General features: G+C 62.5%; 24 protein-coding genes. 5 read left to right on the top strand and 19 right to left on the bottom strand.

Translation table 11 applies throughout. The annotated features are described in order from the left end of the window. Positions 1-21: 21 nt before the first annotated feature. From B0D78_RS03600 to B0D78_RS03590, 3 genes are read right to left on the bottom strand one after another with little or no spacing between them, the layout of a single operon-like run. Positions 22-1,203, bottom strand: a complete 1,182-nt coding sequence (locus B0D78_RS03600) for a glycoside hydrolase family 57 protein (RefSeq protein WP_078015621.1) — start codon at positions 1,201-1,203, stop codon at positions 22-24. Between the two features lie 5 nt (positions 1,204-1,208). Beyond that, a complete protein-coding gene (locus B0D78_RS03595) occupies positions 1,209-2,693 on the bottom strand; it encodes a glycosyltransferase family 4 protein (protein ID WP_078015620.1) in 1,485 nt (494 codons plus the stop codon). Then, entirely contained in the window at positions 2,694-4,703 is a 2,010-nt protein-coding gene (locus B0D78_RS03590; RefSeq protein WP_078015619.1) for an amylo-alpha-1,6-glucosidase, read from the bottom strand. It lies immediately after the preceding gene. A 196-nt stretch (positions 4,704-4,899) separates the two neighbouring features. Between B0D78_RS03590 and mutM the strand changes: the two genes are divergently transcribed. Beyond that, entirely contained in the window at positions 4,900-5,784 is an 885-nt protein-coding gene (gene mutM / locus B0D78_RS03585) for a bifunctional DNA-formamidopyrimidine glycosylase/DNA-(apurinic or apyrimidinic site) lyase (RefSeq protein WP_078015618.1), read from the top strand. Between the two features lie 118 nt (positions 5,785-5,902). Here the strand turns inward: mutM and B0D78_RS03580 are convergent, their stop codons facing one another. The 12 genes from B0D78_RS03580 to B0D78_RS03525 form a co-directional block, all read right to left on the bottom strand. Beyond that, positions 5,903-6,694, bottom strand: coding sequence for a histidinol-phosphatase (locus B0D78_RS03580; RefSeq protein ID WP_078015617.1), 792 nt, complete (start codon positions 6,692-6,694; stop codon positions 5,903-5,905). Further along, positions 6,691-7,341: a bifunctional phosphoribosyl-AMP cyclohydrolase/phosphoribosyl-ATP diphosphatase HisIE gene (gene hisIE, locus B0D78_RS03575; RefSeq protein WP_078015616.1), complete on the bottom strand. Its 651-nt coding sequence runs from the start codon at positions 7,339-7,341 to the stop codon at positions 6,691-6,693. The genes B0D78_RS03580 and hisIE overlap by 4 nt, the downstream gene beginning before the upstream one ends. Positions 7,342-7,360: 19 nt before the next feature. Next, complete coding sequence (hisF, locus tag B0D78_RS03570; protein ID WP_078015615.1) at positions 7,361-8,119, bottom strand: imidazole glycerol phosphate synthase subunit HisF; 759 nt, start codon at positions 8,117-8,119, stop codon at positions 7,361-7,363. Then, complete coding sequence (hisA, locus tag B0D78_RS03565; protein WP_078015614.1) at positions 8,116-8,829, bottom strand: 1-(5-phosphoribosyl)-5-[(5-phosphoribosylamino)methylideneamino]imidazole-4-carboxamide isomerase; 714 nt, start codon at positions 8,827-8,829, stop codon at positions 8,116-8,118. Before hisA ends, hisF begins: the two co-directional genes overlap by 4 nt. After that, positions 8,823-9,446 carry an imidazole glycerol phosphate synthase subunit HisH gene (gene hisH, locus B0D78_RS03560; RefSeq protein WP_078015613.1) on the bottom strand — a complete coding sequence of 208 codons (624 nt, stop codon included), beginning with the start codon at positions 9,444-9,446 and terminating at the stop codon, positions 8,823-8,825. The genes hisA and hisH overlap by 7 nt, the downstream gene beginning before the upstream one ends. Before the next feature lies 1 nt (position 9,447). Next, positions 9,448-10,035 (bottom strand): imidazoleglycerol-phosphate dehydratase HisB, encoded by a 588-nt coding sequence (gene hisB / locus B0D78_RS03555; RefSeq protein ID WP_078015612.1) that lies wholly within the window; start codon positions 10,033-10,035, stop codon positions 9,448-9,450. Next, the gene (gene hisC, locus B0D78_RS03550; protein ID WP_078015611.1) at positions 10,036-11,097 is read right to left on the bottom strand and encodes a histidinol-phosphate transaminase; all 1,062 of its coding nucleotides are present in this window, start codon (positions 11,095-11,097) and stop codon (positions 10,036-10,038) included. Further along, positions 11,094-12,374, bottom strand: a complete 1,281-nt coding sequence (gene hisD / locus B0D78_RS03545) for a histidinol dehydrogenase (RefSeq protein WP_078015610.1) — start codon at positions 12,372-12,374, stop codon at positions 11,094-11,096. Before hisD ends, hisC begins: the two co-directional genes overlap by 4 nt. Next, entirely contained in the window at positions 12,371-13,000 is a 630-nt protein-coding gene (gene hisG, locus B0D78_RS03540; protein WP_078015609.1) for an ATP phosphoribosyltransferase, read from the bottom strand. Before hisG ends, hisD begins: the two co-directional genes overlap by 4 nt. Next, the gene (locus B0D78_RS03535; RefSeq protein ID WP_078015608.1) at positions 12,993-14,126 is read right to left on the bottom strand and encodes an ATP phosphoribosyltransferase regulatory subunit; all 1,134 of its coding nucleotides are present in this window, start codon (positions 14,124-14,126) and stop codon (positions 12,993-12,995) included. Before B0D78_RS03535 ends, hisG begins: the two co-directional genes overlap by 8 nt. Positions 14,127-14,240: 114 nt before the next feature. Next, positions 14,241-14,588, bottom strand: coding sequence for a hypothetical protein (locus tag B0D78_RS13205; RefSeq protein WP_205948259.1), 348 nt, complete (start codon positions 14,586-14,588; stop codon positions 14,241-14,243). Between the two features lie 142 nt (positions 14,589-14,730). Continuing rightward, a complete protein-coding gene (locus B0D78_RS03525; protein ID WP_078015607.1) occupies positions 14,731-15,948 on the bottom strand; it encodes an argininosuccinate synthase in 1,218 nt (405 codons plus the stop codon). A 537-nt stretch (positions 15,949-16,485) separates the two neighbouring features. Here B0D78_RS03525 and B0D78_RS03520 point away from each other — a divergent pair. Further along, the gene (locus B0D78_RS03520) at positions 16,486-17,235 is read left to right on the top strand and encodes a transporter substrate-binding domain-containing protein (protein ID WP_078015606.1); all 750 of its coding nucleotides are present in this window, start codon (positions 16,486-16,488) and stop codon (positions 17,233-17,235) included. Between the two features lie 620 nt (positions 17,236-17,855). Here the strand turns inward: B0D78_RS03520 and B0D78_RS03515 are convergent. After that, positions 17,856-18,488: a flavodoxin gene (locus B0D78_RS03515; RefSeq protein WP_078015605.1), complete on the bottom strand. Its 633-nt coding sequence runs from the start codon at positions 18,486-18,488 to the stop codon at positions 17,856-17,858. A 260-nt stretch (positions 18,489-18,748) separates the two neighbouring features. Here B0D78_RS03515 and B0D78_RS03510 point away from each other — a divergent pair, with 260 nt between their 5' ends. Then, entirely contained in the window at positions 18,749-19,723 is a 975-nt protein-coding gene (locus B0D78_RS03510; RefSeq protein WP_078015674.1) for a D-2-hydroxyacid dehydrogenase, read from the top strand. An 81-nt stretch (positions 19,724-19,804) separates the two neighbouring features. Here the strand turns inward: B0D78_RS03510 and B0D78_RS03505 are convergent, their stop codons facing one another. After that, positions 19,805-19,984, bottom strand: a complete 180-nt coding sequence (locus tag B0D78_RS03505) for a hypothetical protein (protein WP_205948258.1) — start codon at positions 19,982-19,984, stop codon at positions 19,805-19,807. A 100-nt stretch (positions 19,985-20,084) separates the two neighbouring features. On the opposite strand from B0D78_RS03505, the gene B0D78_RS03500 reads away from it, so the two are divergent. Both B0D78_RS03500 and B0D78_RS03495 read left to right on the top strand, forming a co-directional pair. Next, positions 20,085-20,630 (top strand): phosphohydrolase, encoded by a 546-nt coding sequence (locus B0D78_RS03500; protein WP_078015604.1) that lies wholly within the window; start codon positions 20,085-20,087, stop codon positions 20,628-20,630. Positions 20,631-20,952: 322 nt separating this feature from the next. After that, positions 20,953-21,981, top strand: coding sequence for an alpha-hydroxy-acid oxidizing protein (locus B0D78_RS03495; protein ID WP_078015603.1), 1,029 nt, complete (start codon positions 20,953-20,955; stop codon positions 21,979-21,981). 145 nt (positions 21,982-22,126) lie between these two features. Here B0D78_RS03495 and B0D78_RS03490 read toward each other — a convergent pair whose 3' ends face one another. Both B0D78_RS03490 and B0D78_RS03485 read right to left on the bottom strand, forming a co-directional pair. Beyond that, positions 22,127-23,023 (bottom strand): isocitrate lyase/PEP mutase family protein, encoded by an 897-nt coding sequence (locus B0D78_RS03490; protein ID WP_078015602.1) that lies wholly within the window; start codon positions 23,021-23,023, stop codon positions 22,127-22,129. 121 nt (positions 23,024-23,144) lie between these two features. Further along, positions 23,145-24,311 (bottom strand): amidohydrolase family protein, encoded by a 1,167-nt coding sequence (locus B0D78_RS03485; protein ID WP_078015601.1) that lies wholly within the window; start codon positions 24,309-24,311, stop codon positions 23,145-23,147. Positions 24,312-24,321 lie beyond the last annotated feature (10 nt).

Here is a 24,321-nt window from a genome sequence, read left to right as displayed (position 1 = left end):
TACTCGGATCTCTCGTGATTTTTAGCTGTCCAGCGTCATTTTGAAGTCGGACAGCACGTTCATGTAATTGATGTAGGCGTCGTAGGGCGTGCCGTAGGGATTGAAATACTTGTGCACGTCGCCGTCGGAGAACCATTTGGTGCACATGTAGTAGAAATGGTCCGACGTCTGCAGCCGCCGCCAGGTGCGCACGATGCCTTCGCCGCCGTCGGCCAGGACTTTTTCCTTGAGCGAGTAAACGGTCTCGATGGCGTCGCGCTCCATGTCGTTGCCGATCCAGGCGGTGAGGTCGCGTTCCACGTCGGCCCAGGAGATGGCGTTGGGCACGTCGATGCGGGCGATGGGCGAGTAACGCTCGGCCGCCTGCGAGGGCGTGACGAAATCGAAGTTTGGATCGGCGAAAACGGCTGCCGGCAGCGCCTCCATGAAGTCGAAGATGCCCGTTTCGGCCCATTGGTGTTCGCCGAACGTCTCGTAGTCCATGAAGAGATTGATCAGCTCGCCGGCTCCGTTGACGGCGTGCGCCCAGTCCGCGAACTTTTCGGCGGTGAGCGGCCACTGGTCCCAGCCGCGGTTGGAGAAGCGGAAGGCGATGTCGTCGGACAGCCGGTAGTTCTTGAGCAGCAGCTTCAGCTTCGTGCAGCTTGACGGCTGGTACATGTAGTTGGGACTGCGCCAGCCGAGGATGTGGTCGGCGCCTTCGGTGAGGATCGCCTCGTAGCCCATGTCCTCGACCATGCGCGCGATGTCGTTGCGGTAGATCAGCTCGGTGTTGCGGAACACGCGCGGCGTCACGCCGAAGTGCTTTTTGATCAGCTCGTCGTGCAGCGCGACCTGCGCGCGGAACTCGTCGGCGTCGTACAGCGCGGCCAGAGAGTGGGCGTAGGTCTCCGAGATCAGTTCGACGCAGCCCGTGTCGACAAGAGCGCGGAAGCTGTCGAGAATCTCCGGCTGGTACTCCTCGAACTGATCCATGGCCACGCCGGAGAGCGAAAACGCGACGCGGAAGCGCCCTTCCCAGCGGCGGATCATTTTCAGCAGCAGTTCGTTCATGGGCAGATAACATTTCTGCGCCACCTTGTCGAGGATCGTGCGGTTGGCTTCGGCGTCCTCGTAGAAATGATCCTGCCCGATGTCGAAGAAGCTGTAGTGTCGCAGCCGGTACGGCTGATGAACCTGGAAATAGAAACAGATCGATGGCATAGCGCTCAACTCCTCCGGATGCAGTCACGATACATTGCGTTCAGGCGATCGGCGGCGGCAGACCAGCGGATGCGGCGCAGATCCTCGCGGCTGTTCTTCACCATCGCTTCGGCCAGTTTCGGGTAGGCAAGCACGGCGCAGATTTTGTTGGCCATTTCCTGAACGTCCCAAAAGTCCACCTTCAGCGCGTTGCGCACCACTTCGGCGACGCCGGACTGACGCGAAAGGATCACCGGCGTGTCGCAGATCATGGCCTCCAGCGGGGCGATGCCGAAAGGTTCGGAGACGCTGGGCATGACGTAGAGGTCGCAGCTGGCATACATCCGTTCCACGTTCACGCCGGACTGGAAGCCGGGAAAGTGGAATGCGGTCCCCATCCCCAGCTGGGCGATGCGGCGCACCATGCGGTGGAACATGTCGCCGCTGCCGGCCATGACGAAGTGCACGTCGGGCATGCGCTCGTGCACGAGCCGCGCGGCTTCGACGAAGTAGTCGGGCCCTTTCTGATAGGTGATGCGGCCCATGAAGAGCACGCGCTTCTCCCGGTGCGGCGGGATGCTTCGCCAGCCCAACTGCGATTCGTTGCGGTTGACGGCGTTGTGGACGACGTCGATTTTTTCGTCGGGGATCCGGTAAAGGCGCATCACTTTGTTCTTGGTGTAATAGCTTACGGCGACCACACGATCGGCGGCGGTCATGCCGGCCCACTCGATGTGGGCGATCTCGGGATTGACGTTTTCGCCGCTGCGGTCGTGCTCCAGCGCGTGGATGTGAGTGATCAGCGGCTTGCCGGTGATCTGCTTGATGAGGATCCCCGCCGGGTAAGTCATCCAGTCGTGCACGTGGATCACGTCGAATTTTTCTTCGCGCGCGATCTGCGCGGCCGCGAGACTGTAGCGGTACACTTCGGACATCAGGTCCTGCCCGTAGCCGCCGTGGATTTCGACCGGCTTCCAGCGGACGGCCGCGTCCTGCGGCTGTGAAGCCGCCGCTGCGGCGTCGGCGGGCCAAACGCTCCCGCCAAGCTGCGGCAGCCCGAGGCGGCGGAAGATCTCATTTTTCCCGCCGGCGGCGCTTGAGGTTCGGCGGCCTTTGCCGTGCCGGGCGAGTCGTTGTTCGTAACTTGCCGCGCTGTCGTAGGGACGAAGGCTCGACCTGATGCCGCGCACGACCATCCGCGCGGCAAACTGCTGAAGCTCCGCGATGCCGCAGTTTTGCCGCGGCCTTGCAGCGTTTTGAGAATGGCTGTCCGGTGCGGCCGTGGCGCCCCCCGCTTCCGGTTCGCTCCGCGAGACGACGGGGATCAGGGTTCCCGAGGCGGAACGCAGTTTGACGTGCGACTCGGGGTGCTCGGTCAGGCGAGTCTGCGGCATGACGAAAAGCACGTCGGTGCCTTTCCGCAGCAGCGCCTGCGTGATGCCGTAACAGGCGGTGCCAAGGCCTCCGCTCTTGTCGGGCGGAAATTCCCAGCCAAGCATGAGCACGCGCATTTACCTCGCCTCCTCTCGCAGGTTCGTCTCCCAGCGACGATACACGCCCGGAGCGGCGCGCTGCATCTTTTTCAGGACGCGCAGCAGTTCCGCCACGCTCCAGGCCTGGGCGACGGCGCCGTTGGGGCGATACGGCGGCGCGGCGTCGAAAATTTCGGCCACTGAACCGACGCCGTACTCGCGCAGATGGGCGGTGCACAGCGGCGTGATCGTCCCCAGCAGATGCCGGGCGGCCGCCGGCCGATCCCATAAAGCGAAGAGCAGGGTATCGCCGTAGGCTCCCAGCAGCCACGGCCAGACGGTGCCCTGATGGTAGGCGGAATCGCGTTCCTCCGGCGACCCTTCATAAAGCGATCGGTAGTTGGCGTCGGCGGGCGACAGGGTGCGCAGTCCATACGGCGTGAGCAGCAGCGTGCGTACCCGCCCCAGCATCTCCGCCGCCAGCGGCCGGTCGAGCACCGGTTCGGGCAGCGAGGCGGCAAAAAGCTGGTTGGGACGGAAGCTCCAATCGGCGCCGTCCGCGCGCCACACGTCGGCCAGGTAGCCGCGCTCCTCGCTCCAGAAGCGGCGCTGGAATTCCTTTTTCAGCGCCGCAAGACGCTTTTTGTCCCACGGCGGCGTTTCGCCCAGGGCGGCGGCGGTCTTGCCGGCAAAAACGAGGGCGTTGTACCACAGCGCGTTGATCTCCACCGGGCAGCCCCAGCGCGGCGTCACCGGCCGCCCGCCGACCGACGCGTCCATCCAGGTGAGCTGGGTGTCGGGGGCGCCGACATGGAGCAGTCCCGCTTCATCCATGTGCGTGTGGGGAGCGCGTCCGTCCGCGTACGCGGCAATGATCTCTTTGATGGGCTGCCAGCACAGCTTTTTGACGAGCTGCAGCCCATTGGCGGCCTGCTCGGCCATCTGTTGGACGGCCCAGACGTACCAGAGCGAGGCGTCGGCGGAATTGTAACTGTGATGGACGCCGTCGGCGCCGTAACAGTTGGGGATCAGACCGTCCTTTATGGCTCCTCCCGCGCCCGCAAGAATGTCCACGCCCTCCTGGCTGCGTCCGGCGCAGAACGTCAGCCCCGGCAGAGCGATGAAAGTGTCGCGCCCCCAGGCGTCGAACCATGGATAGCCGGCGATCACGGTTTTTCCGTTGCGCGGGCTGTCGATGAGGAATTTTTCGCCCTCCCGCTCGAGATGGGCGGTCAGGCTCCTGTCCTCGCCGCGGCTGAGGCGGCGCCGCGTTTCATCGTTCCAGAGCCGCGCCAGCCGTCCGGCTTTGCCGGTCGGCTGCAGCGCCGCGCTGAGGATCACGGGACGCTGCGGCGAAAGCTCGATTTCGAACAGGCCGGGCTGGAACAGGTCTTCCGCGTAAGGGAAGCCGCGCTCGCGCTCGATCAGGTATTCGGCGTTGTAGTACCAATCGGGCGACGGCAAAAACGTGAAACGGCCGTCGGTCTGCATGAACAGCGGCGGCATCCCGTCGTAAGGTTCAACCTTGAAGCCCGCGGTCTCCGGCCAGGTGCGCACGTGCAGATTCATGTTGGCGTGCGTGAGCGCGTGAAAATTCCGGTAGGCGAGCAGCAGCTTGATTCTCAGCTTCGCCAGCGCGGCGCCGCCTTCCAGCGAATAGCGGATCAGCACGCGGTGTTCGCCGTGCGGCATGACGATCTCGCGCGTCAGCACGGCATCGCCGATGCGGTAGCGAAACAGCGGCCAGGCGCCGATCTCGGCCTCGCGCAGATATTCGTGCCCCTTGGGGAAGAAGTTGCCGGGATGCTGGCGGCAGGAGAAGAAAAACTCGTGCCCGCCAAGCAGCAGCGATTCTTCCAGCGCCGACAGCAGCACGTGACGTCCCGCCGGGCGGTCGAGATTGGCGACGAAAAGTCCGTGATAACGGCGCGTGTTGCACGAAACGATGGAGCTGGAGGCGTAATCTCCCAGACCGTTGGTTTCCAGCCACTCCAGGCGCAGCGATTCGCGCAGGTTCTGGCAGATCGCTTTGTTGTATTTGAAGTTCATGTCTGTTCCCTCCTCCGAGCCCTGAAGTGCGGCATTGATATTATCTTCCACCTGTATTATAAACACTTGCATGAGTGATTGTAAATCAAATCTGTGTTAAAATCTCAGCGATTTCTCGAACGGGACGAACAGGGCGCAGGCGCGTTCTCGCGGCGGCCCTGGAAAACCCGGAGCGGGAAGGACGGGAGGATTGACTGTGCCTGAACTGCCGGAGGTCGAAACGGTAAAGAACGTGACGGCGCCGCAAATCTGCGGACGCCGCATCGAAAGAGTAACGCTGGACCGGCGCGAGGTGATCGCCCATCCGGCGCCGGACGATTTCGTCAGCCTCGTGACGGGACGTGCGGTGACGGGGATGGGACGGCGCGGCAAATTCCTGCGCTTCTTCCTCGACGACGGCGCCGAGATGGTGTTGCACCTGCGCATGACGGGGCAGCTGCTGGTCGTGCCGCCGGAATTTCCCGCGGAGAAGCATACGCATGCCATTTTTTCGCTGAGCGGACATCTGCAGCTGCGCTTTGCCGACATGCGCCGTTTCGGCCGTTTCTGGCTGCTGCGAAAGGGCGAGAAGGACTGCACCGGCATGAACGGTCTCGGCCTGGAACCCTTCGACGCCGCGTTGACGCCCGTCTGGCTGAAAGAGCGGCTGGGCGCCTCTCGCCGCGCCGTCAAGACCTGCCTGCTCGATCAGAGCGTCGTCGCCGGCATCGGCAACATTTACAGCGACGAAATCCTTTTCGCCGCGCGGATCCGGCCGACGCGCGCCGCGTGTTCGCTGAGCCGTCCCGAATGGGAACGCCTGACGCGGGCGGTCCGCGAGGTGATGCGCTTTCACGTGGAGCGGATCGCCGTTTCGGCGGAGGAGTTTCTGCGCGGACGCGGCAAGGAATATCGCAACACGCCGCTGCTGAAAGTTTACGGACACGACGGCGACCCCTGCCCCGTCTGCGGCGCGGCGTTGCGGCGCGCCGTCGTCGGCGGCCGTTCCAGCGTGTTTTGTCCGCGCTGCCAAAAGCGGAATGGAACAAAAGCGCCTTCGCTTCGGCGGGAAGCGGCGGAAAGAATAAAGGACGTTCGATGAACGACACTGTTCCACGTGGAACAGTGTCCCACGAAAAACGCCGGCGGTCAGACGACCGCCGGCGTTTGCGCATGGAGCGCCCAGAGGCCGTTTCCGGCCGATGCCGATTTTTTTCTGTTCACCGCCGAAGACGGAAGCGCTCCGGTTTCAGCCCCAAGGATGCGCAGAGCCGTTCGCACTCGTCGAACTTGCAGCACAGCGTGGCGGCGCGGTGACTGTCGCTGGACAGGACGACGCGGCCGCCTTTGGCGGCGATGCGTTTCAGCAGCGGCGGCGACGGATAGGGCGTCGTGCGCCAGCCGCGGGAGACGGCGCCGCTGTTGATCTCGAAAGGACGCCCCGTTTCCAGCAGGGCGTCGAGGGCTTCGGTGGCGGCGCGGACGTAGCGCGGATGACTTTCGTCGAAAAATCTTCCGCCCTCGTTGAACTTGCCGATCAGGTCGAAATGGCCGATCAGATCGGCGTGAGTGCGGCTGACCACGTCGGCCTCCTGCCGATAGTACAGTTCGGCCATCGCGTAAAAGTCGCCGCCGAAATATTTTTGGGCGGCCTGCTGAAAAATTTCGGGACTCTCGTCGACGGGCACATAGTCGCCGCCGATCTTCAGATAATGCACCGAGCCGATGACGTAGTCGTAGCCGTCGGCGGGCAGATCGGCGAAGTAATCCTGTTCGATGCCGCAGCAGATGACCAACCGCTGCCGGTACTTTTCGCGCAGCGCCGCGATCTCGCTCGTGTAGGCGGCGGTCCCTGCCACGGACATGCAGTACGATTCGTCGCAGGGCGTGTGGCTGTGCCCGGAGAAGCCCAGCCGCGTCATGCCCATGGCGATGGCGGCCTGAACGACGGCCTCGGCGCGGTCTTCGCCGTCGCAGAACGTCGTATGGACGTGAAAGTCCTCGCGGATCATGAGGTCATTTTCTCCTGCTTCACCTTGCGGTCGATGACATGCCGCGAGGCAAGCTCGTGCATGACGTCGTCGAGCGAGATCCCGGCCTGGATCATGAGCACCAGCACGTGATAGGCGAGGTCGGCGATCTCGTAGACGGTCTCTTTCCTGTCCTCCGCTTTGGCGGCAATGATCACCTCGGCAGATTCCTCGCCGACTTTCTTGAGGATCTTGTCGAGCCCCTTCTCGAACAGATACGTGGTGTAGGAATTTTCCTTCTTCTCGGTTTTGCGGGAGGCAATGAGCCGCATCAGCTCTTCCAGCGAGAATTCGCCGCGGCTCTCGCTTTGCCAGAGGGGGTTGGAGAAGCACGAAGCCGTGCCGAGGTGGCAGGCCGGCCCGTCGGGATCGACCATGACGAGCAGCGCGTCCTTGTCGCAGTCGGCCGTGATGGAGACGATGTGCTGGTAGTTGCCGCTGCTCTCGCCTTTGAGCCACAGGCGCCGGCGCGAACGGCTCCAGAAACAGGTCAGTCCCTTGGCCATGCTGATCGCCAGGCTCTCGCGGTTCATGTAGGCCAGCGTGAGCACGCGCTTTGTGGCCGCATCGGCCACGATCGCGGGGATCAGCCCTTTTTCGTCGAATTTCAGTTCGTCGATGGAAATCATGCAATCGTCCTTTTCTCAGTCAAAGCCTGACGGGAATGCGGTTTCGGGCCATTTCCGCCTTGAGGTCGGCGATCTTCACCTCGCCGAAATGAAAGATGGACGCCGCCAGCCCGGCGTCGACCTTGGGCAGCGTTTTGAACAGCGTGATGAAATCGCCGATGCTGCCGGCGCCGCCGGAAGCGATCACGGGCACCGATACGGCTTCGCAGACGGCGGCGAGCAGTTCCAGATCGAATCCTTTTTTCACGCCGTCGGTGTCGATTGAGTTGACCACCACTTCGCCGGCGCCGTCGCCGACGCAGCGCTCGATCCATGCGACGGCGTCCATGCCGGTATCGTCGCGCCCGCCGCGGGCGAACACGTGAAAAGCGCCGTCCACGCGTTTGACGTCGACGGAGAGAACGACGCACTGGTCGCCGTACAATGCCGCCGCTTCGCGGATCAATTGCGGGCGCGCGATGGCGCCGCTGTTGACGCTGACTTTGTCGGCGCCGCAGGAGAGCGCGCGTTCGAAGTCAGCCACGGCGCTGATGCCGCCGCCGACGGTGAGCGGGATGAAAACGCGGCGCGCCGTCTCGCGCAGGATTTCCGTGAAAAGCCTGCGCCCGTCCGACGACGCGGTGATGTCGTAAAACACCAACTCGTCGGCGCCGCAGGAACTGTAGAACTGCGCCAGATCGGGCGGCGACGACACGTCGTGAAGTCCCGCAAAGTTGACGCCCTTGACGACGCGCCCGTCCTTGACGTCGAGACAAGGGATGATCCGTTTGGTAATCATTGGGCCACCTCGATCGCTGCCGCGATGGAAATCGCTTTCGTGTAATAGGCCTTGCCGATGATCGCGCCGTACAGTCCCAGCGCGGTCAGTCGCTTGACGTCGTCCAGCGACGAGACGCCGCCGGAGGCGATGATCCGCATTTTCAGTTCGGTCGAAAGAGTTTTGTACAGCGCCACGTTCGTCCCCTGCATCATGCCGTCCCGGGAGATGTCGGTGCAGACCAGCGTGGCAACGCCGTCGGACTGCATGCGCCGGCAGAACTCGAACGCTTTCAGCGGCGATTTTTCCGTCCAACCTTTGACGGCTGCGAAGCCGTCTTTGATGTCCACGCCCACGGCGATGCGCACGCCGTATCGTGCGACGGCCCGGGCCGCGAAATGCGCCTGGGTCGCCGCGGCCGTGCCGAGGATGACGCGATCGACGCCGGCATCCAGATACGCGGCGATCGCGTCCATGCTGCGGATGCCGCCGCCCACCTGACAGAAGAGGCCGGAACTGTTTTTGACGGCGACGATCGTCTCGAGGTTGGGCGTGCCGCCGCTTCGGGCGCCTTCGAGGTCGACCAGATGGATCTGTCTCGCCCCCTGGGCGGCGAAGTCGGCGGCGACGGTTTCGGGACGGTCGCTGTAGACGGTCATCTGCGCATAATCGCCGCGCTGCAGCCGCACCGCTTTGCCGGCGTAAAGGTCGATGGCCGGATAGATCAGCATGAGGGGCCCCCCAGCTCGCAGAAAGCGCGCAGGATGCCGAGGCCGACGGAACCGCTCTTTTCGGGGTGGAATTGGCAGCCGAACACGTTGTCCCGCGCGACCGCCGCCGTCAGCCAGGCGCCGTATTCGGTCTCGGCCGTGACGTAATCGTCGCAGCCTCGCGCGGCGAACGAGTGTACGAAGTAGACGCAGTCGCCTTCCGTGACGTACTTGAACAGCGGCGTCGGTTTTCTGAACCTCAGCGCGTTCCAGCCGATGTGGGGGATCTTCAGTCCCGGCGGGACCGCTTCGGCGATGGCGCGTACTTCGCCGGGAATCAGGCCGAGCCCGGCGTGTTCGCCGTACTCGAAACCTGTGTCGAACAGCAGCTGCATGCCCAGGCAGATGCCCAGAAGCGGCTTGCCGGACGCGGCCTCGTCCAGCAGAGGACGGTCGAGCCCCGAGGCGCGCAATTTGTCGGCCGCGTCGCCGAAGGCGCCGACGCCGGGCAGGATGATCTTCTCCGCACGGCGCAGTTCAGCCGCGTCGGCCGTGACGGTCACCGCCGCGCCGAGGGCCGCGAACGAGCTGCGCAGCGAAAAGAGGTTGCCCACGCCGTAATCGACGATGGCGATCACTTCAGAGCACCCCCTTGGTGGACGGGATCTCGTCGGCGCAATCGGCCTCGATGGCCACGGCCTGACGCAGACTGCGGGCTGCCGCCTTGAACGCGCCCTCGATGATGTGATGCGAGTTGCCGCCGGCCAGCCGGCGCAGATGCAGGGAGCAGCCGGCGCAGCGCGCGAAAGCCTGCCAGAATTCCTGCACCAGCTCGGTGTCGAAGGAGCCCACCTTTTGCGCGGGGACCGGCAGGTCGTAACCGAGGCACGCGCGTCCGGAGAAATCCACGGCGGCGAGGACCAGAGCCTCGTCCATGGGCAGGGCGCAGAAACCGTAGCGCGAGATGCCGCGCTTTTCGCCAAGCGCCTGCGCGAAGGCTCGGCCGAGACAGATGCCGATGTCTTCGACGCTGTGATGGTCGTCCACGCTCGTGTCGCCGCGGCAGGTCAGCTTCAGATCGAAACGGCCGTGCTGCGCCAGCAGCGTCAGCATGTGGTCCAGAAAGCCCACGCCGCTGTCGATCTCGCTTTGTCCCGTGCCGTCAAGTTCCAGCCTCAGGGCGATGTCGGTCTCGGCGGTCTGGCGGATGATTTCGGCATGACGCATTCAGCATTCCTCCAAAATAGTTCCAAGCGTGTCCAGCAGGCGGTTCATCTGCTCGCGGCTGCCGATGGTGATGCGGTTGTGCCGGGCCAGCAGCGGCGTGTCGAAATGGCGCACGAGGATGCCGCGGGCGCGCAGTTCCTCGTAGAGCTTGTGACCGTCGATTTTGGGATGGCGGGGAAACACGAAATTGGCCTTCGAGTCTCCGAGTTCAAAGCCCATTTCGCGCAGCGCGGCGGTGACGTCCTCGCGCGTCTCCATGACGGCGTGGCAGTTGGCGCGCGTGTATTCCTCGTCTTCCAGCGCGCCGATGCCGGCGGCCATGGTCATGCCGTTGACGTTGTAGGGATTGGTGGCGTATTTGATCGCGTTCAGGTCGGCGATCAGCTCCTTGCACGCGGCGCCGAAGCCGAGGCGGGCTCCGGCCATGGAGCGCGACTTGGAAAACGTCATGGTCACGAGCAGATTGTCGTACTTGTGGATCAGCGGCAGCGCGCTTTCGCCGCCGAAGTCGACGTAGGCCTCGTCGACGACGACGACGCTGCCGGGATTGCCCCTGACGAGGCGTTCGACGTCGGCGAGCGGCAGGGCCAGCCCCGTGGGGGCGTTGGGATTGGCGATGAAGATGGTCTTGTTCAGGCCGACGTAGTCGTTCACGTTCGCGGAAAAGTCTTCGCGCAGCGGGACCTCTTCGTACGGCACGCCGTTCAGCGCCGCGAAGACCTTGTAAAAGCCGTAGGTGACGTTGGGAAAGGCGGCGGGGTGCTCTGCGTCGCAGAAGGCCATGAAGGCGAAGTTGAGGATCTCGTCGGAACCGTTGGTGCACAGGATCTCCTCGGGCGCGAGATGGTAGACCTCGGCCAGTTTCGCGTTCAGGGCGCGGCACTCGGGGTCGGAGTAGAGGTTCAGCCGGCGCGCGGCCTCCGCGGCGGCGCGGATGGCCCGCGAGGAGGGGGGGAAAGGCGATTCGTTCGTGTTCAGTTTGATGAACTCCTGGCTGCGCGGCTGTTCGCCCGGTACATAGGGGACCAGCCCGGCGTATTTGCTGCTGAAAAAGCGGCTCATCGATTTTCCTCCGTTCGGCTCAGGACGCTGCGGGCGTGTCCCGTCAGCCCCTCCTGGCGCGCGAAGCCGGCAACGTCCGGCGCCGCTTTGCACAAAGCGTCGCGCGTGTAATAGATGTACTGCGATTTCTTCACGAAGTCGTCCACCGACAGCGGGCTTGAAAAACGCGCCGTGCCGCCGGTGGGCAGGGTGTGGTTGGGGCCGGCGAAATAATCGCCCAGCGCCTCGGGACAGTGGCGGCCGAGAAACACCGAACCGGCGTGACGGATGCCGTCAAGATAGTCGAACGGAGCGTCGACGCACAGCTCCAGGTGTTCCGGCGCGATCGTGTTGGCGATCTCGACGGCTTTCGTCAGCGTGTCGGCGACGATGATCTTGCCGTTGTTCTCGATGGCGGCGCGGGCGATCTCGCTCCGCTCCAGTTCGGGGAGCTGGCGCTCGATCTCGGCCTGGACGGCCCGGGCCAGCGCCATGGAATCCGTGATCAGCACGGCGCTGGCCATTGTGTCGTGCTCGGCCTGCGAGAGCAGATCGGCGGCGCACCAACGCGGATTGGTCCGGCCGTCGGCGATGACGAGGATCTCGCTGGGGCCGGCGATCATGTCGATGGAGACGGCGCCGAAGACCTGTTTCTTCGCCTCGGCGACGAACGCGTTGCCGGGGCCGACGATCTTGTCCACGCGCGGCACGCTTTCCGTTCCGTAAGCCAAAGCGGCGATGGCCTGAGCGCCGCCGCTCTTGAAGATCCGGTCGGCTCCGGCGACGCGAGCGGCGGCGAGGATAGCGGGATCGACCGAACCGTCCCGGCGCGGCGGCGTCGTCATGATGATCTCGCGCACGCCGGCGATCTTGGCGGGAATGAGATCCATCAGCACCGTCGAAGGGTAGGCGGCCGTGCCGCCGGGCACGTAAATGCCGGCGCGATCCATGGGGATGACCTTCTGGCCGATGACGACGCCTGGCTCGTCGTTGATGATGAAGCCGTTCCTGACTTGGCGCGAATGAAAGGCGCGGACGTTCCCCGCCGCCTTCTCGAGGATGCCGATGAACTCCGGCGCGACCTGCGCCATGGCGGCCTCGATCTCCGCCGGCGTCACCGCCAGCGTCTCGAGCCTGGCGCCGTCGAATTTCTCGGCGTATTTTTTCAGCGCCGCGTCGCCGTTTTTCCGCACGTCGGCGATGATCTCCGCCACGACGCCCTCGACGTCCGCCGTCGGGATGGCGCGCGCGAGGATATCCCCGTCGGCGACCTCGCCGCATTTCAATATTCTGATCATTGTTCTGCCTCCGTCATGGCGGTCATGGCCCGCATGATCTCCAAGATCTGTCCGTTTTTGAATTTGAAGCTCGCCTTGTTGGCGATAAGCCGCGCGCTGATGGAGACGACCGTGTCGAGCACGCGCAGATGGTTTTCCTTCAGCGTCGTGCCCGTTTCGACGATGTCGACGATCACGTCGGAAAGGCCGAGGATCGGCGCCAGCTCCACCGAACCGTTGATGCGGATGATGTCGATGTCGCGCCCTTTGGCGGCGTAATAGTTCTGGGCGATGTGCACGAACTTGCTGGCGACGCGCAGCGTGCGGTCGGGGTTGTCGCGGAAGTCTGCCCGCGCGGCGACGGCCATGCGGCAGACGCCGGTATGGAGGTCGAGCAGCTCGTAAACGTCGGGCTCGTGTTCGAGCAGGATGTCCTTGCCTGCCGCGCCGAGGTCGGCTGCTCCCCGCTCGACGTAAATGGCGACATCGGAGGGCTTGACCCAGAAATAGCGCACGCCCTTGTGCGGGTTTTCGAAAATCAGACGGCGCCCCGGCTCGAGCACGCCGCCGCATTCCAGTCCGGCCCGCGCGAACATGGCGTAGACCCGCTCGCCCAGGCGTCCCTTGGGCAGTGCCACGTTAAGCATGTTCAAGGAGCTTCGCCTCGTTTCCGTCAAGTCTCATCAGCTGCCTGAACTTGATGCCCTCGGGCAGTTCCTTTTGGGCCATGACGCTGTGTCCGCCGGACGTCAGCTTGGCCGCGGCGGCGCGCAGCGCGCGGGGATCGTCGCGGCGGTCGTAGAGAAGGAGCGTGTCCACGTCGTAGGCGCGTTCGGCGTGGTCGAGCCGTTCGAGCAGGTCCAGATAAATGGCGAAACCGATGGCGCCCGACTGGTGCTTCATCTTGCGCATGAGTCGATCGTACTGGCCGCCGGAAAGGACGCCCGTCGGCACGCCTTCGACGAAGCCGCGGAAGACGATGCCGTTGTAGTAATTGAGGTCGTTGGCGACGGAGAAGTCCACGCGCAGCATGTCCTCGAGGTCAGTCCCTTTGAACTGTACGACGATGCGTTCCAGCTCGTCCAGCTGTTCGGCAAGCCGCGCGCTGCCGGAACGGCTCAGCAGGGCGCGCAGCTTCGGCATGGCCGCGGCCGGACGGTCGCAGAGCGACACCAGCCGGCGGAGGGCGGCGGCCTTGTTCTCCTCGACGCCGGACTGAGCGCAGATCAGGCTCAGCTCGTGCACGTTTTTTTCGTTGATGCACTTGAGGACGGCGCGGCGGACGCTTTCGGAAAAGGAGAAGTCGTCGATGATGGCGGCGATGATGCCAAGATGAGCGACATCGAGCACGCAGCGCGGCGAGATGCAGCGCAGACTTTCGGCGGCGAGCATCAGCACTTCGCCGATACAGTACGCGTCGATGGCGCCCACGCACTCCAGACCGACCTGCATGATCTCTTTGAACGTGCGGGTCTTCTGCGAGACGCGGTAGACGTTCTCGTTGTAGAAGAGTTTCTGGACGACGCCGGGCTCGTCTTTGATGTGGCGGATGATGGAGAGCGTCACGTCGGGTTTGAGGGCCATCAGGCGCCCGTTCGTGTCTGTAAAGGTGATGACGCTGTCGCTGACGAGGAAATCCTTGTTGCGCACGTACAGATCGTACTCCTCGAACTTGCTCATTTTGTAATAGGAGTAGCCGTATTTCGAGTAAAGCGAGCGCAGCGCGAAAATGGCGCGCTCGTCGTACTTGAGGGAATTCGAGTCGATGTTCATTCTTTCACCGCTTTTCCCGCCCGAGCCGCGCCAAGTCGGTCGGTAAGTTCTGAGCTGAGGTAAGTCATGGGGAACCGTTCCGTCCTTCCGGGAAAATTTACGAATGGCATGTTATCACTTTACCATGATAAAGTCAAGAAGCCTCGGCGGATTAAAAAAAGCAGCCTGCCCGAAAGCAGACTGCGAAAAAATCACCGCGAGCGGTACAGTTCCGACTCGACCGGTTCGAGCCATTCGGTGGCTGTCTCCTCGCCGGGGACTTCCACGGAAACGTGCGAGAACCAGCCGTCCCGCGCCGTGCCGGTGCTTGACGTTTGGGGGGATGACGACGACCTGGCCGGGCGTCAGTTCGGCGGGGTCTTTGCCTTCCTCCTGGTACCAGCCGCGCCCGGCGGTTTGTTTTTTCATTGGTGCCTCCTGTGCCGACTGAATTCGAGCCTTGCCGACCCGTGAGTCGATCATACGCTTCCATTCGAAGAAGTCGAATGTCTTTGTTCAATAGGCCGCTATGCCCGCGGCACATGGCGGCGAAAATTTTTTCGGCGCCGATCCGCGTTTTCTCCGGATCTTGTCCCCCGCGCCCGGCGGCAATGGCCCCGGAACGCTACAGACGGCCCTGTTCGCGCAGCGCCTGCACCTTCACGGGCAGTCCCCAGAGGTTGATGAAGCCGGCCGCCTGTGCCTGATCGTAATCGCTCTCGCCGAAGGTGACCAGCTTTTCGGAATACAGCGAATACGGCGAGGTCGTTCCGGCCGGGATGATGTTGCCCTTGTACAGCTTGAGTTTGACCGAGCCGGTCACGTATTTGTTCGCTTCGTCGGCGAACGCCGTCAGCGCCTCCTGCAGCGGCGTGTACCACTTGCCGTTGTAAATGAGGTCGGCGAAATCGACGGCCAGCTTCTGCTTGACGTGCAGCGTGTCCTTGTCCACCGTGATCATTTCCAGCTGCTCGTGCGCAAAATAAAGGATGCTCCCGCCCGGCGTCTCGTAAATGCCGCGATCCTTCATGCCGACCAGGCGGTTCTCGACGATGTCGGTAATGCCGATGCCGTTCTTGCCTCCGGCCTCGTTCAGCTTCCTGATGATGTCCGACGCCTTCATCTTCTCGCCGTTGAACGCCGTCGGCGCGCCGGCCTCGAAGTCGACGCTGACGTATTCCGGCGCGTCCGGGGCCTGCATCGGCGAAACGCTCATCTCGAGGAACCCCGGCTTGTCGTATTGCGGCTCGTTGGCGGGATCTTCGAGGTCGAGGCCCTCGTGGCTCAGGTGCCACAGGTTCTTGTCCTTCGAGTAGTTCGTCTCGCGCGAGATCCGCAGCGGCACGTGATGCGCCTCGGCGTAGTCGATCTCCTCGTCGCGGGATTTGATGTCCCACTCGCGCCAGGGCGCGATGATCGGCATGTCCGGCGCGAAACGTTTGATGGCGAGCTCGAAGCGGACCTGGTCGTTCCCTTTGCCCGTCGCGCCGTGGCAGATCGCGTCGGCTCCTTCCGCCAGCGCGATCTCGGCGAGCTTCTTGCCGATCACCGGGCGCGCGAAGGCGGTGCCGAGCAGATACTTTTCGTATTTTGCCCCCATCTTCAGCGCCGGGATGATGATCCCGTCCACCATTTCGTCGACGAGGTCGGCCACGATCAACTTGGCGGCGCCGGTTTTGATGGCTTTTTCCTCCAACCCTTCCAGCTCGTCGCCCTGTCCGACGTCGCCCGAAACGGCAATGATCTCGGGATTGTCGTAGTTCTCCTTCAGCCAGGGGATGATGATCGAGGTGTCGAGGCCGCCTGAGTACGCCAATACGATTTTTCTGATGCTCTTCTTCATGGATCGTTCCTCCCTATCTGTGTGGTTTTTGGGGCGGCGCGCAAATGTGCCGTCCTGCACGGGAACCAGCCGCCCAGTTTTCTTCGTTCGTTCGATTCGCCGTCGGGACGACGTTCTGCGTCGCGGCCGACGCGTCATCCCGTTTTGCCTCCTTCCTTTGCCGAGCATGGGCCACCGCGTGCGACCCGCAGGTCTTAAAATATGAGTTGATATTGTCGTGTGTTACTATACCATAATTTATTTTCTGGTCAATATCGAATTTTCATCGAGATGTAATAAATGAACTTATATTTATTATCGTCCGCCGTTTCATGCGCAATGAGCGCGGGACGCCAACGCCGCATCGTTTTTTTCAGCGAACGGATACGCCTTTCATGCCGAAGATTTCAACGTTTTGCTCCGGAATCTCCGAGACTCGAAACGGAAGTAAATAATTATTCATTATCTATTGACAAATAAACTTTGATGGATTATGATCTGATTCAAGGTTAGTTTATAACCTGTGATAAAATAAACTGTCTTTTAGGAGGTAACAGCATGTGGAAACGTATTCTTGGAGGGGCCGCTTTGTCCGTTCTGGCCGCCACGGCGGCTTTCGCCGTTTCGGCAATGGACAAGGAGACGCTGATCGTCGGCACGTCCGGCGCCTATCCGCCGTATGAGTTTCATGGGCAGTCCGGCGACTTGGTCGGATTTGATATCGACATGACCGAAGCCATCGCCAAAAAGCTGGGCAAAAAATTGCAGTGGCTCGATATGCCCTTTGATTCGCTGCTTCCGTCGCTGATGGCCGACAAGATCGACCTGGTCTCGGCCGGCCTTTCGGCGACGCCGGAGCGCGCCAAGCGCGTCAGCTTTTCGTCGCCTTACGAGATTTCCTACAGCGCTTTCATCACTCGCGTCGACTATCAGCCCAAGAGCACCGACGATCTGGCCGGCAAGACCGTAGCCGTACAGATCGGCACTGTGCAGGAGACCTTTGCGCGCGCTCTCGGCAACGTCGAAGTCAAGACGTATCAGAAATTCGACGAGTGCGTGCGCGAAGTGGCGCTGGGGCGTGTCGACGCGACCTTCATGGACATTCCCGCCGCCAAGGCCTACGTCAAGGCCAAGGATTTCGACGGCAAGATCACCATCGCCTTCAACAAGCAGATTACCGGCGCCGACAAGGCGATCGCCATCTCCAAGGAAAATGTGGAACTGACGGCCGCCGTGAGCCGGATCATTGAGGAAATGGACAAAAACGGCGAACTTCAGGCCCTGCGCGACAAGTGGTTCAACGAGTGAACGAACGGGATGTTCCACGTGGAACATCCCGCGGACAAAAAGACATCGGGGTGTCCGCACGGTCATCGTGCGGGACACCCCGATGTCTTTTTGGGCGGGTTCCTCGCGGTTCAGAGTGGGGAACAGAAGAAAGCGAGAAGGACGTTTCCTGCGACAAGAGACTGCTTTTTTGAGAAATCCACGCGTCGTGCCAGTCGAAACAGAGCGGCGCAGTTCGGCTGCAATTTGCCGCAGACAAGGTAGATCATGGTCTTGAAATATTCAAGGTTACCGAATCCCCCTCGCGCAGCGCTTGATATCCTGGATGACGCTGTTCAAGTCTCCAATCATCGCGTTGGTGCGGCGGATGTCAAAGGAGTCGAGGATCTCGTCCGCAGAGGCGTCGATAGTATATAGATTGTATTGAAGAGGGATTCCGGCTCGAGGCAGCGCATTACGCGGGCCGGTAGATTGTCGCCAGGTTCGAGCGATCGACCTGATGAATTGCTCCGCGGCGCCGCGCTGGATATTACCAGACGGGGAACTGGGGGATGTTTTTCGCGCAGGAGGTTGGGCCGAGGGCAGGTGCAGGTCAGGCCGCCGTCCGCGCTGTTTTTGCCGCGGACGGCGGCCCTTCGTCGTTACCGCCGGCCGGTCATCGCTCCGACGTCTTCGAGCCAGGCGTCGATGGAGCTTGGCACGTTGCAGAGATGACCGTCGCGGATGTCGGCTTTGGGGGCTGACGCCCGCAGGCTCTCGACGCTCTTCTGGATCGAACTGCCGCCGCTGGTGGCAAAGGGCAGGATGGTTTTGCCATCGAGGTTGTGGGCGTCGAGGAAGGAGCGGATGGGCATCGGCTCCACGAACCACCAGATCGGATAGCCCAGCAGGATCAGGTCGTAGTCTCCGATGTCGGGGACGGAGGCGGTCAATTTGGGACGGATGTTTTCGGCTTTTTCCTTTTTGGCCTGAGCCACGGTGTCGCTGTAACCGGCGGGGTAGGGCGTTTCGGTGCGGATCTCGAAGATATCGCCGCCGATTTTTTCATGAATGGCGCGGGCTGCCGTGCGCGTGTTGCCGCCCCAGGAGAAATACGCGACGAGAATTTTCTTGCCGTTTTTGGCGGTTGAACCGAGCACGTCTTTTTCCGCGGCGGTGGCGTCTACGCGCGCGCGGCTCGTGTTCAGCCAGCCGACGACGGACTCCCATTTCCACGCGGCGCCGCCGGCGGCAACGAGCAGCAACGCCAGCAGGGCCATCATCAGTTTTCTCATCGGGATCACCTCGTTCGCAGGATCGCGGCCTTATGGACCGCTGTGATGATGTCATCACTATAACACATGGACTGGGCTTTATGGCGAGGGGAATTTTGCATGCTGCCGTCTTTTGAGCGGCGCTTCTTTTTGCGGGGCGCTCCTGCTAAAATGATCTTGGAACGTCGGCAGGCGTTTTCGGCGTGCGGAAGGAAAGCCGCTGCCGCAGCGGCCTCAACAAAGTGAAAAAACGGCACGCACACATCAAGGGAGTGACCAAAATGAGCAAGACAACGAAAAAGATCCTCGTCACCGTGATGCCCGTCACGGAAGAACACAAGATGTGGCTGGAGGAGCGGGCCGGGGGCGGAAATTTCGACTGCCGGTTTGTCTATCAGGAAGGCGGTCTGAGCGCCACCGATCTGGAAGACGTGAACGTCGTCATCGGCAACCTGCCGCCGGAACTGGCCAAAGGCGCGCCGAAGCTCGAATGGCTGCAGCTCAATTCCGCCGGCGCCGATCCCTACGCGCAGCCCGGCGCGCTTCCCCCGGGCTGCCGGCTCACCAGTGCTTCGGGCGCTTACGGGCTGACCGTGTCGGAGCACATGCTGGCGCTGACGTTCGCGCTGGTGCGCCGCCTCGAGCAGTACGCCCTCAATCAGACGCGGCGCGAATGGAGCGCGCGCGGCAGCATCATCTCCGTGGAGGGGGCGACGATCCTCGTCCTCGGTCTGGGCGACATCGGCGGCTCTTACGCGCGCAAGGTGCACGCGCTGGGCGCTCACGTCCTCGGCGTGCGCCGCCGCGTCGGCGAGAAGCCGGATTATCTCGACGAACTGCACGCCATCGACGAGCTCGATCGGCTGCTGCCCCGCGCCGATATCGTCGCCATGGTCCTGCCCGGCGGCGCCGCGACGGAACACCTGATGGACGAGCGCCGCCTCGGCCTGATGAAAAAAGGCGCTTTCCTCATCAACGTCGGCCGCGGCAGCGCCGTCGACCCGGAAGCGCTGAAAAAGGCGCTGCGCGCCAAGCATCTCGGCGGCGCGGCCTTGGACGTGACGGAGCCGGAGCCGCTGCCCGCCGGCGACGAGCTGTGGGGGTTCGACAACGTCATCATCACGCCGCACGTGGCCGGATTCTTTTATCTGCCCGAAACGCTGAACCGCATCGTGCGCATCGCCGGGGACAACCTGCGCGCCTGGACGCGCGGCAGACCTCTGAGCCATGTTGTCGACGTGAAAAAAGACGCTTGAACGCAGAACGGCTCGGCCGTTCATGAAATTTTCTTCATGAGCGGCCGAGCCGTCCGTTTTTGCGATCGCGCGGAAAAAGGACTACAGATACGGCATATAACGCCGTCGTCCGTGCCGCTCGCGCCGCAGCGATTCCCTCGTGACCACGTGATTTTCGGCGAGGAATCCGCTGGAGACGGCGCCGGCCGTCAGAAAGTCGTCCATGGTGCGGATGACGCCGAGCGCGACGTCGTCCCCGCGAGGGCCGACGGTGGCCGTCATGTCGCCGGTTCCGACGGCGAACTTCGCTCCCGGTCGTTGAAGTCGGAGCGCGTAAGATGTTATACTGACCTGCACAAGATAAGTGCAAGGAGAATGAAGCATGAGCTATATAACGACGTACGGCGGCATCCATTTCGATCCGCTGGCGCCGCGGCCGGAGCAGATCCTGGCGGAAGACATCGCCCACGCCCTGTCGCTGATTTGCCGCGGCAACGGACACGTGCGGCGCTTTTACTCGGTGGCGCAGCACAGTCTGGCTTGTTCATACGAAGCGGAAGCCCGCGGACTTTCGGCGCGCGTCCGGCTGGCCTGCCTGCTTCACGATGCGGCCGAAGCTTATCTGTCGGACGTGACGCGCCCCGTGAAGACGCTGATGCCGCAGCTTCGCGCCGCTGAAGACCGATTGCTCGACGTCATCTGGCGCAAATTTCTCGACGAGGCGCCGGACGAGAGCGAACAGGCGTTGGTTTTTGAAATCGACGACGACATGCTCAGCTACGAGTTTCACGTTCTCATGCCCGAGGATATTTCCGATCGCTGGCGCAAAATCCGCTGTGCCGTCGATACCCGCTGGGAAGAACCGGCCCGCGCGGCGGCCCGCTTCGAGAAGCGGTTGCGCGAGCTGTGGGCGATGATTTTGGAATAGAATGGGTATCTTTCGAGAGGCGTTTGCGCGGAACGGAAACTGACGCGGCAGAGCGCGGAGAAAGGCGCACGGCATTTTCAATTTGTTTTCGAGCGCCTGTGCCGTCTCTTGCCGAGGACCGCCCCCGAAGCGGTCGAAAAGTTTTCACGGTGGCTGTTTCAAGAAGGCGGGAGACGTGCGCCGGAAACGATTTCTCCGGCAATGCCGAGAACGCTTCTGCACCGTGGACGCCTCTCCCTTTGGGGGCTTGCCTCGTGATGTATAATGACGGCGGGGAAACGGATTTTTGTTCAATATCTTATGGATTGCGGGGGGATTTGTGATGGATTACAAAGAAGTGCTGGAAACGGCGCGCAAAGTTCTGGCGGCCAAGTGCCGCGTCTGTCCGGTGTGCGACGGGCGCGCCTGCCGCGGCGAGGTGCCCGGCGTGGGCGGCAAGGGAACCGGCGCCACGTTCGTGCGCAACGTCGCCGCCCTTGCGGAAGTGAAGCTCGTGCTCGACACGCTCTACGCCGACCGCGGTCAGGACACGAGCTGCGAGTTCTTCGGACGCACGTTCGCCATGCCCGTGTTCGCCGCGCCGATCGGCGGCATGAAACTCAACTACGGCTCCGACATTGGCGAAGCCGCCAACGGCGAACGCGTCGTCAGAGGGGCGCACGCCGCCGGCAGCGCCGCCTTCACCGGCGATTCGCCCGACGAGGCCTTTTACGGTCCGCTGGAGGCGATCAAGGCGCTGGACGGCTGGGGCGTGCCCACCATCAAACCCTGGGCCATGAAGCAGGCGCTTGCGCGCATGGCCGACGCCGTCGCCGCCGGCGTGATGGCCGTGGCCATGGATGTGGACGCCGCCGGCCTGGTCAACGTGAAGCTGCGCGGCGAATCCGTCTATCCCAAGAGCGTCGCCGATCTTCACGCTCTCGTCGAGGCCGCGGGGAAAACGCCGTTCATCGTCAAGGGCATCATGTCCGTCAAGGGCGCGCTGAAAGCGCTCGAAGCCGGCTGCTACGGCATCGTCGTCTCCAACCACGGCGGCCGCGTGCTCGATCACGGCCAGTCCACCGTGGAAGTGCTGCCCGAGATCGCGCAAGCCGTGAACGGCCGCATGAAGGTCTTCGTCGACGGCGGCGTCAGAAGCGGCGTCGACATCTTCAAAATGCTGGCGCTGGGCGCCGACGCCGTGCTGATCGGACGCCCCGTCACCATGTCGGCCTTCGGCGGCGGAGCCGAGGGCGTGGAGATCTATTTGAAAAAAATCCAGTCCGAGCTGACGGGAACCATGCTCATGACCGGCGCGGCGACGCTTGCCGAGATCGGCCGCGACATGGTGAGCGTGCCCGCGTATTTTTAGGCGAAGCGCGCCGAAGACGGCCGCCGGAAAAAGGCGAAAACGAAAAAAACGAGACAAGGCGATCATAACGAAACGCCCGACGGTTCAGCAGCCGTCGGGCGTTTTTCATGCGGAGTGTTCCGCGTGGAACATTGGCGAACGATCGCTACTCTTCGACTGTGAAGGAGCTGTTTCTCTCGATCCGCGCCTGAAAATCGCTGAAATCGCCGATATGGGTGTAGAGCCCGCGCTCTTTCTGCGTGGCGATGCGGTCGCGGTAGGCTTTGGTGCCGCCGGTCTCGCGCAGGCTCGCGAGCGCGTCGTGCATGGCTTTCATGGAAGCGCGGATCAGCGTCTGCGGGAACTTGACGAGCTTGAACCCCATGTCCGCCAGCTGGTCGACGGTGAAGTCCTCGTTGACGGTGCCTTCGACGATGCTCGTGCAGACGGGAAAGGGCAGGGCGGCGATGCGCTTCATGTCCTCGGCCTTGGGCGGCACGGTGATGAAGATCATGTCCGCTCCGGCGTTACGATAGATCTGGGCGCGGCGCAGCGCCTCGTCGAAGCCGAGCGATTTGGCCGCGTCGGTGCGGGCGATCACGAAGAAATCGGGATTGAGGCGCGCGGCGAACACGGCGCGCAGACGTTCCACCATTTCCTCGGCGCTGACCACGGCCGTGTTGCTGTAATAGGCGCACATCTTCGGGAAAACCTGATCCTCGATCTGGATGCCGGCGATGTCCATGGCCTCGTACTCGCGCACCATGCGGCGGATGGGCAGCGTGCCGCCGTACCCCGTGTCGGCGTCGACGATCATCGGGATCGTCGTAGCGCCGAGGATGTTGAGAAAGTTGTTGCGCAGTTCGCCGTAGGAGAGGATGCCCACGTCGGCGCTGCCCAGCTCGAGGTTGGACATGGACGACCCGCTGACGACCACGGCCTCGAAGCCGGCGTCCTCCACCATGCGGGCGCCAAGCGCGTCGCCTGCGGCCGGTGCGACGACGACCCGATTGTTTCTGAAGAGATCGCGCAAGACCGCGGCTCGTGATTTTTTACTGTACATAGAGGGATTCCTCCTTGGACGATCAGATGTGATGCATGTGAAATAAAATCGGCCCTTTCAGGCTCCGTCGCGAATCTGAAAGGGCCTTTTGTTTTTTTCGCCGCGTGCGGCAAAGCGCGGATCAGTCCCTCTGCCCGTAGAGTTTCAGCGCGTTCTCGCTCAGCACCATGCGGGCGCTTTCTTTTGCCTGACGTTCGGAGAGCAGACCGTCTTCCGTGAACTGCCTCATGACGCGCGTCAGCGCTTTCTTGGCGATGAAAGCGGCGATCCAGACCATTTCGGCGTACCAGTGCTGTCCCGTGCCGAGCATGATCTTGTCGTGCGGCGTGATCGAAAGCGCGTCTTCGAGGCAGCGCGCAAACAACAGCGGCTGCCAGGGCAGCGTCTGGCTCAGGTCGAGGTACACGTTGGGGAAGTTGCAGGCCATGATGGCGGCGTTGCGCGTGAAGGGAAAACTCTGATGCAGGAAAACGATTTTTGCGTGGAAGAAACGTTTTTCCTTGAGGAACGGCGCCATCAGGATCGGATCAACCTGATAGAAGTCAGTACGATTTTTGAATCCCGTGCTGCCGGAATGAAGATGCAGCGGCACGTTCAAATCCTGACAGATCGTGAGAATATGAGGGAACATAGCGTGATAAACCGTGTCGACGGCTTCCTTTTTGCCGGATTTCGCGGCGTCGAAGGATTTTTCCGCATCCTGCGCTGTTATGTCGCGCACGGCCATGCCGCCGAACTTTTCGCCGATATGCCCTTTGAGTCCGGCAAACCCCTGCCGAGCCGCGTCGTTGATGCTCTGCAGCACTTGATCCAACAGCGCTTTGTAAGAATCCGCCGTTTGAAGTTGTTCGCTGAAGACATTTTCGTACTGAAACAGGCGGTTCACGCGGCAGGGAAAGCACATCGTGTCGTGGTGCCCCATGGGCAGCTCGCAGTCGAGCGTGCAGCCGCAGACCTTTTGGTCGGCGTAGAGCATGCGCGTGTAGCGGCGCAGGTCCTCCGGCGTTTTCGTGCGGCTGTTGCGGAAGGCTACGACGCCTTGCAGCGACTCCTCGCAGCCGAAGCGGTGCGACATGGCGTGAACCAGCGTCCGTACGACGCTCTGGTACGGCATGTGACTGAACGCCGCGGCGGACGGGCAGGGACGCCCCGCGTCGTCTTCGGCATCACGCACGCCGTGATAGTAATTGAGCGCGAACTCTTCGGCCGTGACGGATGTCCTGTCCATAAACAGACGGTGCGTGTGATTGTCATAAAAAGCTTCGTGGCTGAAGTCGAAATCTGCCATCGTAGAAGCC

The sequence above is a fragment of the Pyramidobacter sp. C12-8 genome (assembly GCF_002007215.1).
Lineage (GTDB): Bacteria > Synergistota > Synergistia > Synergistales > Dethiosulfovibrionaceae > Pyramidobacter.
This window is presented reverse-complemented; position numbering and strand designations above follow the sequence as displayed.

What these genes read in the sequence shown, in the direction of transcription:
- B0D78_RS03600 (WP_078015621.1), bottom strand. Translation starts at nt 1,203, where the DNA reads ATGCCATCGATCTGTTTCTATTTCCAGGTTCATCAGCCGTACCGGCTG.
- B0D78_RS03595 (WP_078015620.1), bottom strand. Translation starts at nt 2,693, where the DNA reads ATGCGCGTGCTCATGCTTGGCTGGGAATTTCCGCCCGACAAGAGCGGA.
- B0D78_RS03590 (WP_078015619.1), bottom strand. Translation starts at nt 4,703, where the DNA reads ATGAACTTCAAATACAACAAAGCGATCTGCCAGAACCTGCGCGAATCG.
- B0D78_RS03580 (WP_078015617.1), bottom strand. Translation starts at nt 6,694, where the DNA reads ATGATCCGCGAGGACTTTCACGTCCATACGACGTTCTGCGACGGCGAA.
- hisIE (WP_078015616.1), bottom strand. Translation starts at nt 7,341, where the DNA reads ATGATTTCCATCGACGAACTGAAATTCGACGAAAAAGGGCTGATCCCC.
- hisF (WP_078015615.1), bottom strand. Translation starts at nt 8,119, where the DNA reads ATGATTACCAAACGGATCATCCCTTGTCTCGACGTCAAGGACGGGCGC.
- hisA (WP_078015614.1), bottom strand. Translation starts at nt 8,829, where the DNA reads ATGCTGATCTATCCGGCCATCGACCTTTACGCCGGCAAAGCGGTGCGG.
- hisB (WP_078015612.1), bottom strand. Translation starts at nt 10,035, where the DNA reads ATGCGTCATGCCGAAATCATCCGCCAGACCGCCGAGACCGACATCGCC.
- hisC (WP_078015611.1), bottom strand. Translation starts at nt 11,097, where the DNA reads ATGAGCCGCTTTTTCAGCAGCAAATACGCCGGGCTGGTCCCCTATGTA.
- hisD (WP_078015610.1), bottom strand. Translation starts at nt 12,374, where the DNA reads ATGATCAGAATATTGAAATGCGGCGAGGTCGCCGACGGGGATATCCTC.
- hisG (WP_078015609.1), bottom strand. Translation starts at nt 13,000, where the DNA reads ATGCTTAACGTGGCACTGCCCAAGGGACGCCTGGGCGAGCGGGTCTAC.
- B0D78_RS03535 (WP_078015608.1), bottom strand. Translation starts at nt 14,126, where the DNA reads ATGAACATCGACTCGAATTCCCTCAAGTACGACGAGCGCGCCATTTTC.
- B0D78_RS13205 (WP_205948259.1), bottom strand. Translation starts at nt 14,588, where the DNA reads ATGATCGACTCACGGGTCGGCAAGGCTCGAATTCAGTCGGCACAGGAG.
- B0D78_RS03525 (WP_078015607.1), bottom strand. Translation starts at nt 15,948, where the DNA reads ATGAAGAAGAGCATCAGAAAAATCGTATTGGCGTACTCAGGCGGCCTC.
- B0D78_RS03520 (WP_078015606.1), top strand. Translation starts at nt 16,486, where the DNA reads ATGTGGAAACGTATTCTTGGAGGGGCCGCTTTGTCCGTTCTGGCCGCC.
- B0D78_RS03515 (WP_078015605.1), bottom strand. Translation starts at nt 18,488, where the DNA reads ATGAGAAAACTGATGATGGCCCTGCTGGCGTTGCTGCTCGTTGCCGCC.
- B0D78_RS03510 (WP_078015674.1), top strand. Translation starts at nt 18,749, where the DNA reads ATGAGCAAGACAACGAAAAAGATCCTCGTCACCGTGATGCCCGTCACG.
- B0D78_RS03505 (WP_205948258.1), bottom strand. Translation starts at nt 19,984, where the DNA reads ATGACGGCCACCGTCGGCCCTCGCGGGGACGACGTCGCGCTCGGCGTC.
- B0D78_RS03500 (WP_078015604.1), top strand. Translation starts at nt 20,085, where the DNA reads ATGAGCTATATAACGACGTACGGCGGCATCCATTTCGATCCGCTGGCG.
- B0D78_RS03495 (WP_078015603.1), top strand. Translation starts at nt 20,953, where the DNA reads ATGGATTACAAAGAAGTGCTGGAAACGGCGCGCAAAGTTCTGGCGGCC.
- B0D78_RS03490 (WP_078015602.1), bottom strand. Translation starts at nt 23,023, where the DNA reads ATGTACAGTAAAAAATCACGAGCCGCGGTCTTGCGCGATCTCTTCAGA.
- B0D78_RS03485 (WP_078015601.1), bottom strand. Translation starts at nt 24,311, where the DNA reads ATGGCAGATTTCGACTTCAGCCACGAAGCTTTTTATGACAATCACACG.